This is a genomic window from Reyranella sp. (assembly GCF_004297405.1).
In the GTDB taxonomy this organism is placed as follows: Bacteria; Pseudomonadota; Alphaproteobacteria; order Reyranellales; family Reyranellaceae; genus Reyranella.
Window position 1 is genome coordinate 48,237 of sequence record NZ_SCVC01000007.1, and the last position, 13,997, is coordinate 62,233.

At 64.3% G+C, this 13,997-nt stretch carries 13 protein-coding genes; 8 read left to right on the forward strand and 5 right to left on the reverse strand.

The genetic code is table 11. The annotated features are described in order from the left end of the window. Positions 1–15: 15 nt before the first annotated feature. Both EPO50_RS07170 and EPO50_RS07175 read left to right on the forward strand, forming a co-directional pair. On the forward strand, positions 16–999 hold the full coding sequence (locus tag EPO50_RS07170) for an ABC transporter ATP-binding protein (protein WP_296342425.1): 984 nt from the start codon (positions 16–18) through the stop codon (positions 997–999). Then, on the forward strand, positions 980–1,984 hold the full coding sequence (locus EPO50_RS07175) for an ABC transporter ATP-binding protein (RefSeq protein ID WP_296342427.1): 1,005 nt from the start codon (positions 980–982) through the stop codon (positions 1,982–1,984). The genes EPO50_RS07170 and EPO50_RS07175 overlap by 20 nt, the downstream gene beginning before the upstream one ends. Positions 1,985–1,993: 9 nt before the next feature. Here the strand turns inward: EPO50_RS07175 and EPO50_RS07180 are convergent, their stop codons facing one another. Further along, complete coding sequence (locus tag EPO50_RS07180; protein ID WP_296342429.1) at positions 1,994–3,193, reverse strand: acyl-CoA dehydrogenase family protein; 1,200 nt, start codon at positions 3,191–3,193, stop codon at positions 1,994–1,996. A gap of 170 nt (positions 3,194–3,363) precedes the next feature. Here EPO50_RS07180 and EPO50_RS07185 point away from each other — a divergent pair, with 170 nt between their 5' ends. From EPO50_RS07185 to EPO50_RS07195, 3 genes are all read left to right on the forward strand, one after another. Beyond that, the gene (locus EPO50_RS07185) at positions 3,364–5,007 is read left to right on the forward strand and encodes a YifB family Mg chelatase-like AAA ATPase (protein ID WP_296342431.1); all 1,644 of its coding nucleotides are present in this window, start codon (positions 3,364–3,366) and stop codon (positions 5,005–5,007) included. Positions 5,008–5,513: 506 nt separating this feature from the next. Then, positions 5,514–6,722, forward strand: coding sequence for a hypothetical protein (locus EPO50_RS07190; protein WP_296342433.1), 1,209 nt, complete (start codon positions 5,514–5,516; stop codon positions 6,720–6,722). Positions 6,723–6,777: 55 nt separating this feature from the next. Further along, the gene (locus EPO50_RS07195) at positions 6,778–7,101 is read left to right on the forward strand and encodes a hypothetical protein (protein ID WP_296342435.1); all 324 of its coding nucleotides are present in this window, start codon (positions 6,778–6,780) and stop codon (positions 7,099–7,101) included. Between the two features lie 150 nt (positions 7,102–7,251). On the opposite strand, the gene EPO50_RS07200 is transcribed toward EPO50_RS07195, so the two are convergent. The 3 genes from EPO50_RS07200 to EPO50_RS07210 are packed head-to-tail and all read right to left on the reverse strand — an operon-like array spanning position 7,252 to position 9,579. Further along, the gene (locus EPO50_RS07200) at positions 7,252–8,118 is read right to left on the reverse strand and encodes a TauD/TfdA family dioxygenase (protein ID WP_296342438.1); all 867 of its coding nucleotides are present in this window, start codon (positions 8,116–8,118) and stop codon (positions 7,252–7,254) included. Between the two features lie 49 nt (positions 8,119–8,167). Then, on the reverse strand, positions 8,168–9,196 hold the full coding sequence (locus tag EPO50_RS07205; protein ID WP_296342439.1) for an alpha/beta fold hydrolase: 1,029 nt from the start codon (positions 9,194–9,196) through the stop codon (positions 8,168–8,170). Further along, positions 9,193–9,579 (reverse strand): histidine triad nucleotide-binding protein, encoded by a 387-nt coding sequence (locus tag EPO50_RS07210; protein ID WP_296342442.1) that lies wholly within the window; start codon positions 9,577–9,579, stop codon positions 9,193–9,195. The genes EPO50_RS07205 and EPO50_RS07210 overlap by 4 nt, the downstream gene beginning before the upstream one ends. Before the next feature lie 110 nt (positions 9,580–9,689). On the opposite strand from EPO50_RS07210, the gene EPO50_RS07215 reads away from it, so the two are divergent. Further along, positions 9,690–9,998, forward strand: coding sequence for a hypothetical protein (locus tag EPO50_RS07215; RefSeq protein ID WP_296342444.1), 309 nt, complete (start codon positions 9,690–9,692; stop codon positions 9,996–9,998). Between the two features lie 19 nt (positions 9,999–10,017). Here EPO50_RS07215 and EPO50_RS07220 read toward each other — a convergent pair whose 3' ends face one another. Then, positions 10,018–10,737 (reverse strand): hypothetical protein, encoded by a 720-nt coding sequence (locus EPO50_RS07220; protein WP_296342446.1) that lies wholly within the window; start codon positions 10,735–10,737, stop codon positions 10,018–10,020. Positions 10,738–10,886: 149 nt separating this feature from the next. Between EPO50_RS07220 and EPO50_RS07225 the strand changes: the two genes are divergently transcribed. Both EPO50_RS07225 and EPO50_RS07230 read left to right on the forward strand, forming a co-directional pair. Continuing rightward, entirely contained in the window at positions 10,887–12,710 is a 1,824-nt protein-coding gene (locus EPO50_RS07225; protein WP_296342448.1) for a hypothetical protein, read from the forward strand. A gap of 45 nt (positions 12,711–12,755) precedes the next feature. Further along, entirely contained in the window at positions 12,756–13,994 is a 1,239-nt protein-coding gene (locus EPO50_RS07230) for an ABC transporter permease (RefSeq protein ID WP_296342449.1), read from the forward strand. Positions 13,995–13,997: the final 3 nt, after the last annotated feature.

Below are 13,997 nucleotides of genomic sequence, written 5' to 3' on the forward strand. Positions count from 1 at the left end.
AAGGAGGCGTGCCTGATGGGGGCGCCTTTGTTGAGCGTCAAGAACCTGTCGACCGAGTTCCGCACCGAGCGCGGAACGGTCAAGGCGGTCGACGACGTGTCCTTCGACCTGGCGGCCGGCGAGACCCTGGCCATCGTGGGTGAATCGGGGTCCGGCAAGAGCATCACGGCGATGTCGATCCTGCGGCTGATCCCTCAGCCGCCGGGTCGCATCACGTCGGGTGAGGTCGTGTTCGACGGCCAGGACCTGCTGAAGGTCGACGAGAGCGAGATCCGGGCGATCCGCGGCAATCGCATCGCCATGATCTTCCAGGAGCCGATGAGCTCCTTGAATCCTTCGCTCACGGTCGGCCTGCAGATCGCCGAGCCGATCAACCTGCATCGCAAGACGCCGTGGGCAGCGGCGATGGACAAGGCGGCCGAGCTGCTGGCCCGCGTCCGCCTGCCCGATGCCAAGAGCCGTGTGAAGTCATATCCGCACCAGTTCTCCGGCGGCATGCGTCAGCGCGCCATGATCGCCATGGCGTTGGCCTGCCAACCGCAGCTCATCATCGCCGACGAGCCGACGACGGCGCTCGACGTCACGGTCCAGGCGCAGATCCTGGCGCTGCTCAAGGAGGTGACGCGGGCGGCCAACTCGGCGCTGATCCTGATCACCCACGATCTCGGTGTCGTGGCGCGCTATGCCGATCGCGTCTGTGTCATGTACGGCGGGCGTATCGTCGAGGCAGGGCCGGCACGCGAGATCTACGCCCGACCACGCCACCCCTACACGATCGGCCTGATGGCTTCGATCCCACGCCTCGACCAGGAGGCGGGCCAGCGACTGGTGCCGATCGAGGGCCAGCCGCCCAATTTGGCCAAGCTGCCGCCCGGCTGCGCCTTCGCGCCGCGCTGCCAGCGGGCCGCCGACATTTGCCGCAGCGAGCGGCCGCCACTGGTGCAGACAACCCCCGAACATCTTTCCGCCTGTCATTTCCATGCCCAGCTCAGCGCCTGACGCCTCCTCCGAGACCGTGCTCGAGGTCCGTGATCTCAAGGTCCATTTCCCGGTCATGGCCGGCGCGGTGATGCGCAAGCAGGTCGGCAGCGTGAAGGCCGTCGATGGCGTCTCGTTCACGGTGCGCCGCGGCGAAACGCTCGGGCTGGTGGGTGAATCAGGTTGCGGCAAGAGCACGACCGGCCTCGCCGTACTCAAGATGCTCGACATCACCTCGGGCCATGTCGTCTTCGAGGGTGAGGACATTACCAATCACGACCGTGCCCGCATGCGGCCGATCCGGCGACGCATGCAGATGGTCTACCAGGATCCGTTCGGTTCGCTGAACCCGCGCATGAAGGTGTCGGAGATCGTCGGTGAACCGTTCGAGGTCCATGGGCTCCCCGGCGGACGCGCTGCCTACCGCGAGAAGGTCGCCAAACTGCTCGACATGGTGGGCCTGTTGCCCGATATGGCCGACCGCTATCCGCATGAATTCTCGGGCGGCCAGCGCCAGCGCATCGGCATCGCCCGCGCACTGGCCTTGGAGCCGTCGTTGATCCTCTGCGACGAGCCGGTGTCGGCGCTCGACGTCTCGATCCAGGCGCAGGTCGTGAACCTGTTCCAGGAGCTGCAGGAGCGGCTCGGCCTCACCTATGTCTTCATCGCCCACGATCTCGCCGTGGTGCGCCATATCAGCCATCGCATCGCGGTGATGTATCTCGGCCGCATCGTCGAGATCGCGTCGCGTGCCGAGCTCTATGCCCGGCCGCTGCATCCCTATACGCAGGCGCTGCTGGCGGCGATCCCGATCCCCGACCCGGAGATCGAGGCGGGCCGTCCGCAGCAGATCATCACCGGCGAGGTTCCGTCGGCGATGCGTCCGCCGCCGGGTTGCCGCTTCCATACGCGCTGCCCGCAGGCGATGGATGTCTGCAAGACCGTCGATCCGCCAATGCGCGAGATGGAGGGCGGCCGCGCGGTCGCCTGCCATCTGCACCAGTGATCGCAGGGATCAGAGCGCTCCCTTGACGATCCGCTCGCCCAGCACGGCGCGGTGCACTTCCGACGGGCCGTCGTAGATGCGGAAGGCACGGGTGTCGCGGAAGATGCGCTCCACTACCGTGTCGCGCGTGATGCCCATGCCGCCCAGGATCTGCAGGCAGCGGTCGGCTACGCGGGCGATAGCTTCCGAGCAGACGACCTTCGAGAGCGAGCTTTCGTTGGAAGCGCGCTCGCCCTGATCGAGCAGCCAGGCGGTGTGCCAGATGGCGAGCCGTGCCATGTGGATGTCCATCATGTTGTCGGCCAGCATGAAGGACACGCCCTGGTGTTCGCCGATCCGCTTGCCGAAGGCGACGCGCTCGCGCGCATACTCGGTCGCGATCTCCTGCGCGCGTCCCGCCGAGCCCAGCCAGCGCATGCAGTGGCTGAGGCGCGCCGGCGCCAATCGTACCTGGGCGTAACGGAAGCCCTTGCCGATCTCGCCGAGGACGGCTTCGGCCGGCAGGCGGAGATTGTCGAAGTTCAGCACGGCATGGCCGCCCGTGAAGCTCGAATCGATCGTGTCGAGCGTGCGCTCGTGCTTGATGGCCGGATTGGGCATGTCGACCAGGAACATGGTCGCCTTGCCGTCATGCTCGCCACCGTCGATCTTCGCCATGACGATGGCGAAGCCCGCACCGCCCGCGCCGGTGATCAGCCACTTGCGGCCGTTGATCACCCATTCGTTGCCGTCGAGCCGCGCCGTGGTTTTCATCAGGCTGGGATCGGAGCCGGCGCCGCCGCCTGGTTCGGTCATGCAGAAGCAGGAGCGGTACTTGCCGGTCGCCAGCGGCTGCAGGAAATGCTCGCGCTGGTCGGGGCGGGCGACGACATCGAGCAAGTGGATGTTGCCCTCGTCGGGTGAGGCGCAGTGGATCGCCGTCGGTCCCAGGATCGAATAGCCCGCCGCCTCGAAGACATAGGCGCGACCGACTTGGCTCAGGCCAACGCCGCCATATTCCTTCGGCACTTGCGGGGCGAAGACGCCGACGGCGCGCGCCAGATCGTTCAGCTCGATGCGAAGTTCCTCGCTCGGCCCGTGCGCGCCCCAGCGCGGGTCGGTCTCATAGGGCACGACTTTCTCCTTCACGAAGGCTTTCACCTTGGCGGCAAGATCGGTCACGGCGGCCGGCGGCGTGAAGTTGAGGTCGTTGATCTTGGTTGCTGTCACAAACGTCTCCCACAATGCGGCGCGGACTTTATCACGCGCCGTCGTCGAGGCTCGGCGTGCACAAACGCAGAGCTGATCTCCCGTCTGTCAAACGGAATACAACTTTCGCGTGCTTTACTTATATTATGTTCGTTCTTTAATTGTTCCCGGCAAGGCGTTGGGAGCAAGACATGCAGGCGAAGGTGCGGACGGTGGCTTTCCAGGGCGTCGATGTCCTGCCGGTCGATGTTCAGGTGCTGATTGCGCCCGGAAATGTCGCCTTCGCCATGGTGGGGCTGGCTGACAAGGCGGTGGGTGAGAGCCGCGAGCGCGTGCGCGCCACGTTGCGGGCGATGGGTCTGGTGCTCCCGCCGCAGAGAGTCACCGTCAATCTCTCGCCGGCCGATCTCGCCAAGGAAGGCAGCCACTACGACCTGCCCATTGCACTTGGCCTGCTGGCCGCCATGGGCGTGATCGAAGCGGGCAGCCTCGCCGACTATGTCGTACTAGGCGAGCTGGCGCTCGACGGGACCTTGAGCCGAGTGCCCGGCGTACTGCCGGCGGCGATTGCCGCTCGGGCGGCGGGGCGCGGCGTGATCTGCCCCGCCGTGTGTGGGGGCGAAGCGGCGTGGAGCGGCGGGGGAGGCGGATTCAGGGAGGGCCTCGACACCGATAGTACCGACCAGCCGCCGATCATCGCCGCGCCTTCGCTGCTCGCCCTGATCAACCATCTGCGCGGCAAGCAGGCTTTGTCGCCGCCCGAGGCGCTGATGGCCGACGATCGAGCCCTTTATCCCGACCTTGCCGAGATCAAAGGACAGGAGAGCGCCAAGCGTGTGCTCGAAGTGGCGGCCGCCGGTGGCCACAATCTGCTGATGATCGGCCCGCCCGGTTCGGGCAAGTCAATGTTGGCGGCGCGCCTGCCCGGGCTGTTGCCGCCGCTGGAACCAGAGGAAGCGCTGGAAGCCTCGATGGTGCGCTCTCTGGCCGGCGATCTCGGCGAGGGCCGGCTCAGCCGTCGCCGCACCTTTCGCGATCCGCACCATTCGGCGACCCTGCAGGCACTGGTCGGCGGCGGGCGCTACGCCAAGCCCGGCGAAGTCTCGCTCGCGCATCATGGCGTCCTGTTTCTCGATGAGCTGCCGGAATTCAGCCGCGCCACTCTGGAGGCGCTGCGCCAGCCGCTGGAGACGGGCCGCGTGACGGTGGCGCGCGCCGCTGCGCATGTGACCTATCCGGCGCGCTTCCAGCTCGTGGCGGCGATGAACCCTTGTCGCTGTGGCCATCTGATGGAGCCGTCGCGCGCCTGCGGCCGGTCTCCGCGCTGTGGCGCCGACTATCAGGGCAAGCTTTCGGGTCCGCTGCTCGATCGCATCGATCTCGCGATCGACGTCCCGGCCGTCGCCGCTGCGGACCTTGCCTTGCCGCCGCCGGCCGAAAGCTCGGCCGATATCGCCGCCCGCGTGGCCACCGCGCGCGCCGTGCAGCGCGACCGCCTTGCCGAACTCGATCGCAAGGGCAAGCTGGTTGCCGTCGAAGCCGACCTCGCCGCGGGCCTGTTCAGCGAGCGGGCGCGCAACTGGTCCAAACCCCGCTGCAACGCCGACACGGATGGGGCGCTTTTGGCAACCATTGCCGAACCCGATGCCGAGGGTCGCGCGCTGCTCAGCCGCGCCGCCGAACGCCTCGGCCTTTCCGCCCGCGCCTGGCATCGCACTCTCAAGGTCGCGCGCACCCTGGCCGACCTCGACGGATCCGATGCCGTGCGCCGCCTGCACATCGCCGAGGCGCTGAGTTACCGCCGCCCGCAACCACGCGCGGCGCTGGCGGCGTAACCATGCCTATAAGTTGTATGAAAAAGGTCAGTCACCCTTTCGGTATTTCTACTTCATGTTGTTGCACTGCTGAACGCCGCGCATGCACACTTTCGCCGCGAGGATACTTTTAAGGACAGTGAGCGAAAACAGTTGTCAATTGCTGACCAACTGGCCGCGCAGGACGCGTGGCGGATCGTTCGAGATCCGATTGCAATTGCTCGATAGTATGCATCTGCACATCACATCGAATTGATCGCTAGATTCGCGCAATACGTGCTTCATTCCTAAACTTAAATTCTTGCCACACACCCAATGGTTGTGATACGTGGACGCGTCGTGCCGGATCTGCGCGACTTACCAAACTCGTTTTGGGAAGGAGGTTTCAGCCACCTCATGAGATCTACGTCCCTCTAAACCCCAGTCAATGAACGGAGTTCTGGTGCCTGCGTGACACTCGTCACGCGGGAAGGAGTTTTTCGCGTCGCTTTTGTTCTTCTGCCTTGTTCATACACAGGAGGGATACAATGGCTAAGCCGAGTAAACCCACGCCACGTTCAGGCTCTTCTCGTTCTTCTTCCGACGATGAGTTCGGAAACCCTGGAAGCGACGCTGGCCCCGAAGAGCAGGGCGGCGAAGGTGATGAAACGTTTGAAGCGCCATCCGGAGATGAACTGGGTGCTGCTGTCGTAGACCACGAAGCCGCTGCGATCGAAGCGGAGGTGGACGACGACATCGTCTCCTTGAAGGGCGAGATCGAGAAAAAGCTCGCCGGTGACGCAAGGGCGATGGCCGCCGCTGCCGCCGTCCAGGAGGTCGAAGGCAGCAACATCGTTGGCGTGGGCTTCGGCTATGGCGATCCGGACGCGCCTGGTGGTGAAGAGATGCCGCCTCCCGGCGAGATGAGCCTTGTCGTCTTCACCATCGAGCGACAGGAAAACAGTCAGGTGATGAGCGAGATAAGCTCGGTTGCCGGAACCCGCGCGCTCTCCGAGGTGCCGATTGTGCAAGTGCCTGTCGGGGTCGTCGATGCCCTCAGTCATCGCTTCAGGGCCCGCCCTGCACCAGGCGGCATTTCCGTCGGCCACCGACTGATCACGGCGGGCACATTGGGCTGTCTATCCGTCGGCCTTCATGCTCCCCGCACGAGCCGACTGATGGTGTTGAGCAACAACCACGTCCTTGCCAACAGCAACGTTGCAAGTCTTGGCGACTGCATCTGCCAGCCGGGACCCTTCGATGGCGGCAAGTGCCCGCAGGATCAGATCGCGATCCTCGAGAGATTTGTGCCCATCAATTTCAGCGGAGGCATAAACTACGTGGACGCCGCGACAGGCTGGGCTTGGCCTGACCGCGTTCGGCGCGAACTCGTCTACCTCTCGGGTGGAACTCTCCATTACTTCAGGGCGGGAGCTACACCTGTCGCGCCGACTGTCGGCATGCTGGTCGGAAAGACAGGTCGCACGACGCAACTGAAATCGGGTCGCGTAACGGCGATCAATGTTTCGGTGAACGTGAACTACGGCGGCGGTCGCGTCGGCCATTTCAGGGACCAGATCGCGATACGTGGAACCTCCGGCGATTTCAGCGCCGGCGGCGATTCAGGGTCTCTCGTGTGGCATTGGGCGACCGGGCTGGGTGCAGTGGGCTTGCTTTACGCAGGCGGCGGGGGCACTACTTTTGCGAATCGTATTACGAGGGTTCTGAGTGCCCTTGATATTCGCCTCTATACTTAGTGCTCTGTGCTGGGTGGGGACGATAGTCCCCACCCACCTCATGGGAGGCTGGAACATGGCCCAATCGCCAAAGCAGGAATTCGCACTGCCGGATCCGGAGGCCCTCCAACGTGACGACGCCCGGCGTAAGGAGCCTGCGGAGCAATCCGCGGAGGGTTCCGTCGCGGAGGTTCTCGCGCGCAATCACGACCAGCTGATGCAAGGTGACGGCGTCGTGATGGTCGGCGAGGGCGAAGATGAAATCGGTCGCCCTGCGATCGTGGTCGGCGTGAAAAGCCGGCAGCAGCTTGCCGGGGTACCCCGGCAGATCGAGGGCGTTCGCGTCATGGGCTGGGTCGTCGGCGAAGTGGACGCGTTGGGCAATCCGCCACGCCGCTGAAGACCTTACGCTATCCGTGACCTTATCAAGAGTCGATCGGCACGCCGGTTCCCTCTTAGTCGAGTTCGCGCCTGGTGCCGCGCAATGTCTCGCGGCGTCTCATGCGTTTGATCGTGTTTTCGCGACCGTATGTCCTCTGCTTCTGCTGGCTCAAGCCGCAAAAGCGATCGGCCTGGACGTCCCCTTGATCTGGGTGCGATGCATGACCCGCCTTGCCTCGCCGTTGAATGGATCGCGGCGATGCATGGTGGAGCGATTGTCCCACATCACGAGATCGCCCAGCTTCCAGTGATGCTCGTAGACGAACTGTGGCTGCGTGACGTGCGCCCACAGCGCTTCGAGAACGGCATCTGACTCCTCGCGGGCATAGCCCTCGACATAAGAGTTGCGCCGACGCCCGAGGTAGAGCGTGGCGCGCCCGTTGGCGGGATGGCGCAGGATCGCCGGATGCCAGGCGCCCGGTGCGGCCATCGGATCATCGGTCGGGGTCACGCCTTTGCGCAGGTAGCCGCCGGAATTGTAGGTGCCGTCGTGCTTGATACGGCGGCCCTCGATCTTCTTCTTGAGATCGGCCGGCAAGGCGTCGCACGCGGCCTGCATGCCGCAGAACCACGTGTTGCCGCCGCTCGGCGGGATCTCGAGCGAGAAGAGCATCGAGGCGTCGGGCGGCGTGTCGAGATAGCTCATGTCGGTGTGCCAGACCGCTTCGCCGGCGCCCAGCGCGCCGATCGGCTCGCCCTTCTTGTCGAGCACATTCGAGACGACATAGATGTCGGGATAGCCGGGCGGGCTGATGCGGCCGCGCTCCTGGTTGGGCGGCGGATCGAGCTCGCCGAAACGGCGGCTGAACGCCAGCAGGTCGTCGTCGCTGAGCTGCTGGCCGCGCAGCAGGATCATCGAATGGGCGTACCAGGCCTGTTCGATGGTGTTGAAATCCTGGTCGCTGAGCTTCCTGAGATCGACTCCGAGAATCTCGGCACCGACCGCCGAGGTCACCGGACGTACCGTCACGCTCATATTTCTTCCTCCGTCTTCTCTCCAATGATCGGCCTGCCGCTCCGTGCGATCAAGCACCCAGCGCCTGCGCCAGCCACTTCACGAGCGCCTCCGCGACCGTGGGCGCCAGCGGACCAACAAAGCCGGGATCGCTGGACTCCGCGACAAGCTTGAGATTGTGGCTGACCTGCGGGAAGACGATGGCCTCGCCCGGCGCGCCGCGCGTACGCAACGCGTCGATCAGCGGCTGCACATCGCCCATCGGCACGACTTGTCGGTCGGCGCCGCCTTGCAGGACCAGGCAGGCCGTCGGGATCTCCGCCAGCACCGCGGCAGGGTCGAAGGAAAGAAGCTTCTGCAGGAACGGCCCGGCATAGGGTGGGAACAGAAGGTCGAGCTCGCGCGGCAGGCTGGCCGGCACACGGCCATTCGCCAGGATGGTCGCGATGGTATGGTCGACGGGACCGCGCAGGGCGGGCGCGTTGCGCTCGACCTGTGCACGCACGATCTCGTCGAGCTTGCGGCCGGGCGTGGCCGCCAGCACCAGCGCATGCACCTTCTTGCCCAGAGCCTTTCCTGCCGCCAGCGATAAGAGCCCGCCTTCGCTGTGGCCCAGCAGGGCAGTGGCGTAGGGCTTGATCTCGTTGTGGCGCAGCAGCTCGGCATGCGCGGCCTCGACATCGGCGACGAAATTGTCCCAGGCGAAGAAGGCTTCCTCGGCCGCCAGCGAGTCGCGGGGCCTCAGTGTCGATTGACCGATGCCGCGCTTGTCGTAGCGCAGCGAGGCGATGCCGTGGCGCCCCAGCAGTTCGGCGATCTCCTTCAGGAGATCGATGCGTTCCACCACCAATGCATTGTTGCCGTCTCGGTCCGTCGGCCCGCTGCCGGCGACCAGCACGACACCCGGCACATACTGAAGCTCGCTGATCAGTGGTAGCAGCAAGGTTCCGGCAAGCGTCACGCTGCGGCTTGCAAAGCGTACGGTCCGTTCCTTGGTTCGACCGCTTTCGTAGAATCCCTGGGACTTCCGGCGACCCTGGGCGCGTGCGGCGACAGGCGCGAGCGCACCTGCTGCCAGCAACGCGCGACGGTGAATCATTCTTCGCGGCCCGGCTTCGGCATGCTGCGCATGCCGTGGCTCATCTGCCGGCCGCCGAAGATATGGATATGGAAATGGAACACGAGCTGCCCGCCGTTCGGCCCGTGGTTGGCCACGATGCGATAGCCCTCGGATTCGAGCCCCAGGTCGCGCGCGACTTTCGAAACGGCACGCCAGAAGCCGGTCATCATTTCCGGCGGAGCGGTGGCGCCGAAATCCGCCTGGCTGACATACTCGCCTTTGGGGATCACCAGGACATGGACCGGCGCGAGCGGGTTGATGTCGTGAAAGGCCAGCGCGAACTCGTCCTCGTAGACTTTCTTACACGGCAGTTCGCCGCGCAGGATCCTGGCGAAGACGTTGTTGCGATCGTAGGCGGACATGATGAACTCCAGAGCAAGTCACTTGCGGCGAGGTCGATTGCCTTGCTCGTGCCTCATGAAGCTCCCTACACTCCGGCACGGGGACAAACGCCTTAAACGAGGTAGTTACCATGGCTGAATTCGAGAAGCGTCTAGCGTGCGTCATTGCGGCCGATGGGTCGATCGCGCGCGGCTACATGATCGACAAGTGCGAGCTGGTCGGCGCCAACGAGTATGTGATCACATGGAAGGTGCCGCTACAGAAGGAAGCGAAGACCAACTTCTCGTGCGTGATCGGCAGTGCTGAGCAGGAGCCGGTGGAACCGGGCTTTTGCACGGTCGGACTGATGGCCGATCCAATGAAGATGCACGTCCATACTTATGACGTTACCGGCAAGCCGGCGAAGCGCCCCTTCCATTTGGCTTGCTTCCGAGACTGATGGCCAATTCTGGCTGTTGTTATTTTTTCGGCAGCCGCTTCGGGGCTGCCGAGCCGATGGCGGCAGGCTTTGTGCGCCGCCGCAAGACATCGATCAATACGTCTCGCGCCTGGTCGATCTTCGCGGCGAGATAGGGTGAGCCGCCTTCATCGGGGTCGGCCATCCGCATGAGACGTCGATGGGCGGTGTGGACGTCGGCAATCACGGCGCCGTCCGGCAGCCCGAGAACCTCCAGCGCCTCCTTCACCGTCATGTTGCTGACATTGCCTTCGTCTTCGTCGTCATCATGCGCGACGTGGCTGAGGCGACGGACCTCGGCAGGCAAAGCATTCGGCGCTGTCTGCCTGACATAGGCTTCGAGGATCGCGGCGGCGCGTGCCACAGCCTGCGGATCGGTAGCCGGTTCTTCTTCCCAGACGGGTGGCATTTCGAAGGGTCGAGGCTTTGGCCGAAAATGACTGAACAGTGTGTTCAGTGGGCCGAGGATCGCGCGCCATTTGAGAAACGTGCCGACGATCAGCATGCCCGCGCCCAACAGCATCGCGCCGACCCATTGCTCGCGAAGAAGCATCATGACGAGCAGCGGGACGCCGATAATGATCAATAACAGCAGCATCCAACGGACGGTGCGTACCATCGTCTTTGGATCGGAATGGAGAAACCAATCGAGGAATTTGGCCGCCGTGGCCAGCACGGAGAGTCCGAGCACGATGGCGCTGATGACGACCGCGTAGTCCATTCGTCGAGTTGAGCATGCTGTAGGGCGGCGGGTCCACTGCTGTGTCGAGATCTGCGGCGCAGCATTCAACTTCCGGTATGAATCTGCACGAGGCCTCTCTAGTATCTCGCGCCGTATCACGCGCGTAGTTGATCAGGGGGAGTCGACAGATGGCCAAGAAGTCCAAGACGTCGAAGACCAAGCAGGCGTCGCGTGGCGGCTCCGGCGTCAAGATCGCCAGTGAGGAAGCGGGTAGGGTTCCCGCCCGCCAAGGTGCAGTCGATGCGTTCGTGAAGCGGCGCGAAGAAGTCGCCGTCAAGGATCGCGAAGAGTTCCAGACCTATCTCACCGCTAAAGAAGAAGCCGACGCGAAGAAGAAAGCGTCGATGCCTGCGGTGGCGGAGAAGAAGCGTGGCTTCAGCCGGCGCACGATCATCGGTGCCGCGGCCGGCACGGCCGTCGTCGCTGAAGCCGGCGTGCTCGGCTACAACATGCTGGGTGGCGGATCGGTGTCGGATCAGGGCGCCCGCCATGGCGGAGCCAACTACACCGAAGCTCAACGGCACAGCATCGTTCGCGAAGTCGTCGATACCCGTGCAGACGTTCGCGGCCAGAGCCTCGGCAACTGGGTTGCCCTGCTGCCGACCAAGATGGGTGGCGGCACCTACGCGATCGACCTCAATTCGAACCGGGTGATGGCGTCGATCTGGTACTGGAACTACGGTGACTACAGCCCGATCAGCCACCATCTCTGCGCCTTTCCGAGTGCCGACCCCTATCACGGGTTCGAATTCGTCAACAGCACGCAGGGCGGCAAGAACTCACTGATCTACGGCATTCCCACCGCGATCAACGAGCCGGCGCCGGGCACCAACATCTATCGTGTGCGCTACGACGGCACGCAGATGCAGTTGATCGAGAACGTCTCCGAGACCACCGGACTCGGCCTTGGTGTTCACGTCACGGTCAATCCCAAGGATGCGCAGTCGTATTTCGTGACCGATGGCCAGAAGGACATCGCCGCCTGCTTCGACCGCACTACCTCCAAGGTGAAGGCCGCGCTCAAGTTCGACTGGACGCCCAATGTTCCTGAGCTCCGCAACGCCTGGATCAAGGGCGGCACGCTCACGATCAAGAAGATCTATCCCGATCAGCGCACCGGGCTCTACGACTACAAGGGCACCAAGGGCAACAAGATCGATTGGGAAATGGTGCCGATGGGCGAGCTCTTCGTCGAAGAAGGTTCGCTGCCCGGCGATGCGCCACTGACGCTGACCGGCGCCGACGGCACCATCTGGCATCCCGAAGGCCGATGGGCCGCCACCGTCGTCCGCCTCTGCGGCGGCATCTGCATCCTCGATCCGGAGAAGAACTTCGAGCCGGTGGCCTTCCTGCAGTTCAACAAGGATTCGCAGGACCAGTATCCCGTCGAGCAGATCGACAAGGACACCTGGCAGGTCGTCTTCGACAAAATCCACTCGCCGGGCCACGAGATCGGCTTCTCTCCCGACGGCAAGTTTCTCGTGATGATGAACAATCTCCGGGAGAACAACTGTTCGATCTTCAGTTGCCGGGATCCGGACCCCAAGAACTGGCGCAAGGTTGCGCATGTCGAGGACCCGCTGTGGCGCGGCAAGTATCCCAATCCGTTCCACATGGTCTTCTCGATGGACAGCTCGAAGCTCTATTTGTCCATCCTGCATCCTTCGCCAGCGTTCAGCGGTATCATGGTGGTCGATACCAAGACCTGGACGATCATCAAGGAGATCCAGGGCATCGGGCCCGACCTGCAGACGCCCGCCATCACCTACGATGGCAAGTACGTGCTGACGCCGTTCAGCGGCTTCCAGCGCCAGTCGAGCGGCATCGCCGTCATCGATACCTCGACCGACACGTTGATCGGCATCCTGCCGAGCAACGGCGGCCACCACGACTGTGTGATCATCCCGACCAAGCTCGAGCACATGAAGCACACCCGCTCGTGCACGCTCTAAGCGGGCACGGCCTGGTCGTGCCCAGCATGATCGTACCTCGTGGCAATGACTGCTGAACGTCGGGGCCTGCGCTGGCTGCTTGCCAGCCTGGCCTTGCAGAATCTCGGTCGGCGCAAGGCCCGCAGCTTCCTGCTGATCGCCGCGGTCGCGGTGGCGAGCGGTGTCGTCTTCACCGGCGCGACCCTGATGCGCAGCATCGACCGCAGCATGGCGGTGGGCTTCACCCGCATGGGCGCCGACATGATGGTGGTGCCGGAAGGGGCGCTGACCAACATCACCGCCGCGCTCCTGACGGTCGAGCCCACCGACTTGGTTCTCGACGCCGATCTCTTCGCCAAGGCGCAGTTGACGAGCGTGAGCCGCGCCGCGCCGCAGAAGATCGCGCGGGTCGAGCATTCCGGCATCGGCAGTCATCATGAATCGGCCGACCTGATCGGCTTCGATCCCGCTCTCGACTTCACCATCCAACCCTGGCTGGTCGAGAAGTTGAATCGAGACCTGCAGCCAGGTGACGTGATCCTGGGCGCCGGCCGCGAGGCGCCGCTGGGCTCGCAGCTCCTGATTTTCGGCAAGCCGCACACCGTCTATGGCCGGCTCGGGAAGACGGGCGTTGGCACCCACGAGCGCGGCGTCTTCATGGCCTTCGGCACCCTCGATGCGCTGGCAATGTCCATGGGCGGTCATGGCGGCGGCTCGCCGCCGGCTGTCCTGCAGCCAGGCAAGGTGAGCGGCTTCCTCGTCGAACTCGCGCCGGGTGCGGCGCCCTTGCAGGCGCGTTTTGCGATCCTCTCGACCTTGAAGGGCGTCAAGGTCGTCACGGGCGACTCGACCATGAGCGGCATCCGACAGGGCTTGGCGGCGCTGCTCGACGGCATCCTCGCCCTGATGGTTCTGATGTTCGCCAGCACGGCGCTCATGATCTGCGTGCTGTTCTCCGCTATCGTGACCGAGCGGCGTGGCGAGTTGGGGCTTCTCAAGGCGATCGGTGCGCGGCGCTCCCAGATCGTCGGCATGATGGTCATCGAAGCCGTGATCGCCACCGGCATCGGCGGTGCGCTGGGCGTCGTGCTGGGCACTCTGGTGATGCGCTTCTACGAACGCTCGCTGGTCTACTATCTCGAAAACGTCGGTGTTCCCTTTCTCTGGCTCGATACGCCACGCATGGTCGCCGTGGCTGTCGGCGCCATCGTCCTCGCGACTATCATCGGTGCGCTGGGGGCGCTCTATCCAGCGTGGCGTGCCAGCCGGAGCGATCCCTACGATCTCGTGCGCGGCGAGGGCTGAGAC

Excerpts from the sequence above, each read along its gene's own strand:
- EPO50_RS07170 (WP_296342425.1), top strand. The coding sequence starts at position 16 with ATGGGGGCGCCTTTGTTGAGCGTCAAGAACCTGTCGACCGAGTTCCGC.
- EPO50_RS07175 (WP_296342427.1), top strand. The coding sequence starts at position 980 with ATGCCCAGCTCAGCGCCTGACGCCTCCTCCGAGACCGTGCTCGAGGTC.
- EPO50_RS07185 (WP_296342431.1), top strand. The coding sequence starts at position 3,364 with ATGCAGGCGAAGGTGCGGACGGTGGCTTTCCAGGGCGTCGATGTCCTG.
- EPO50_RS07190 (WP_296342433.1), top strand. The coding sequence starts at position 5,514 with ATGGCTAAGCCGAGTAAACCCACGCCACGTTCAGGCTCTTCTCGTTCT.
- EPO50_RS07195 (WP_296342435.1), top strand. The coding sequence starts at position 6,778 with ATGGCCCAATCGCCAAAGCAGGAATTCGCACTGCCGGATCCGGAGGCC.
- EPO50_RS07200 (WP_296342438.1), bottom strand. The coding sequence starts at position 8,118 with ATGAGCGTGACGGTACGTCCGGTGACCTCGGCGGTCGGTGCCGAGATT.
- EPO50_RS07205 (WP_296342439.1), bottom strand. The coding sequence starts at position 9,196 with ATGATTCACCGTCGCGCGTTGCTGGCAGCAGGTGCGCTCGCGCCTGTC.
- EPO50_RS07210 (WP_296342442.1), bottom strand. The coding sequence starts at position 9,579 with ATGTCCGCCTACGATCGCAACAACGTCTTCGCCAGGATCCTGCGCGGC.
- EPO50_RS07215 (WP_296342444.1), top strand. The coding sequence starts at position 9,690 with ATGGCTGAATTCGAGAAGCGTCTAGCGTGCGTCATTGCGGCCGATGGG.
- EPO50_RS07220 (WP_296342446.1), bottom strand. The coding sequence starts at position 10,737 with ATGGACTACGCGGTCGTCATCAGCGCCATCGTGCTCGGACTCTCCGTG.
- EPO50_RS07225 (WP_296342448.1), top strand. The coding sequence starts at position 10,887 with ATGGCCAAGAAGTCCAAGACGTCGAAGACCAAGCAGGCGTCGCGTGGC.
- EPO50_RS07230 (WP_296342449.1), top strand. The coding sequence starts at position 12,756 with ATGACTGCTGAACGTCGGGGCCTGCGCTGGCTGCTTGCCAGCCTGGCC.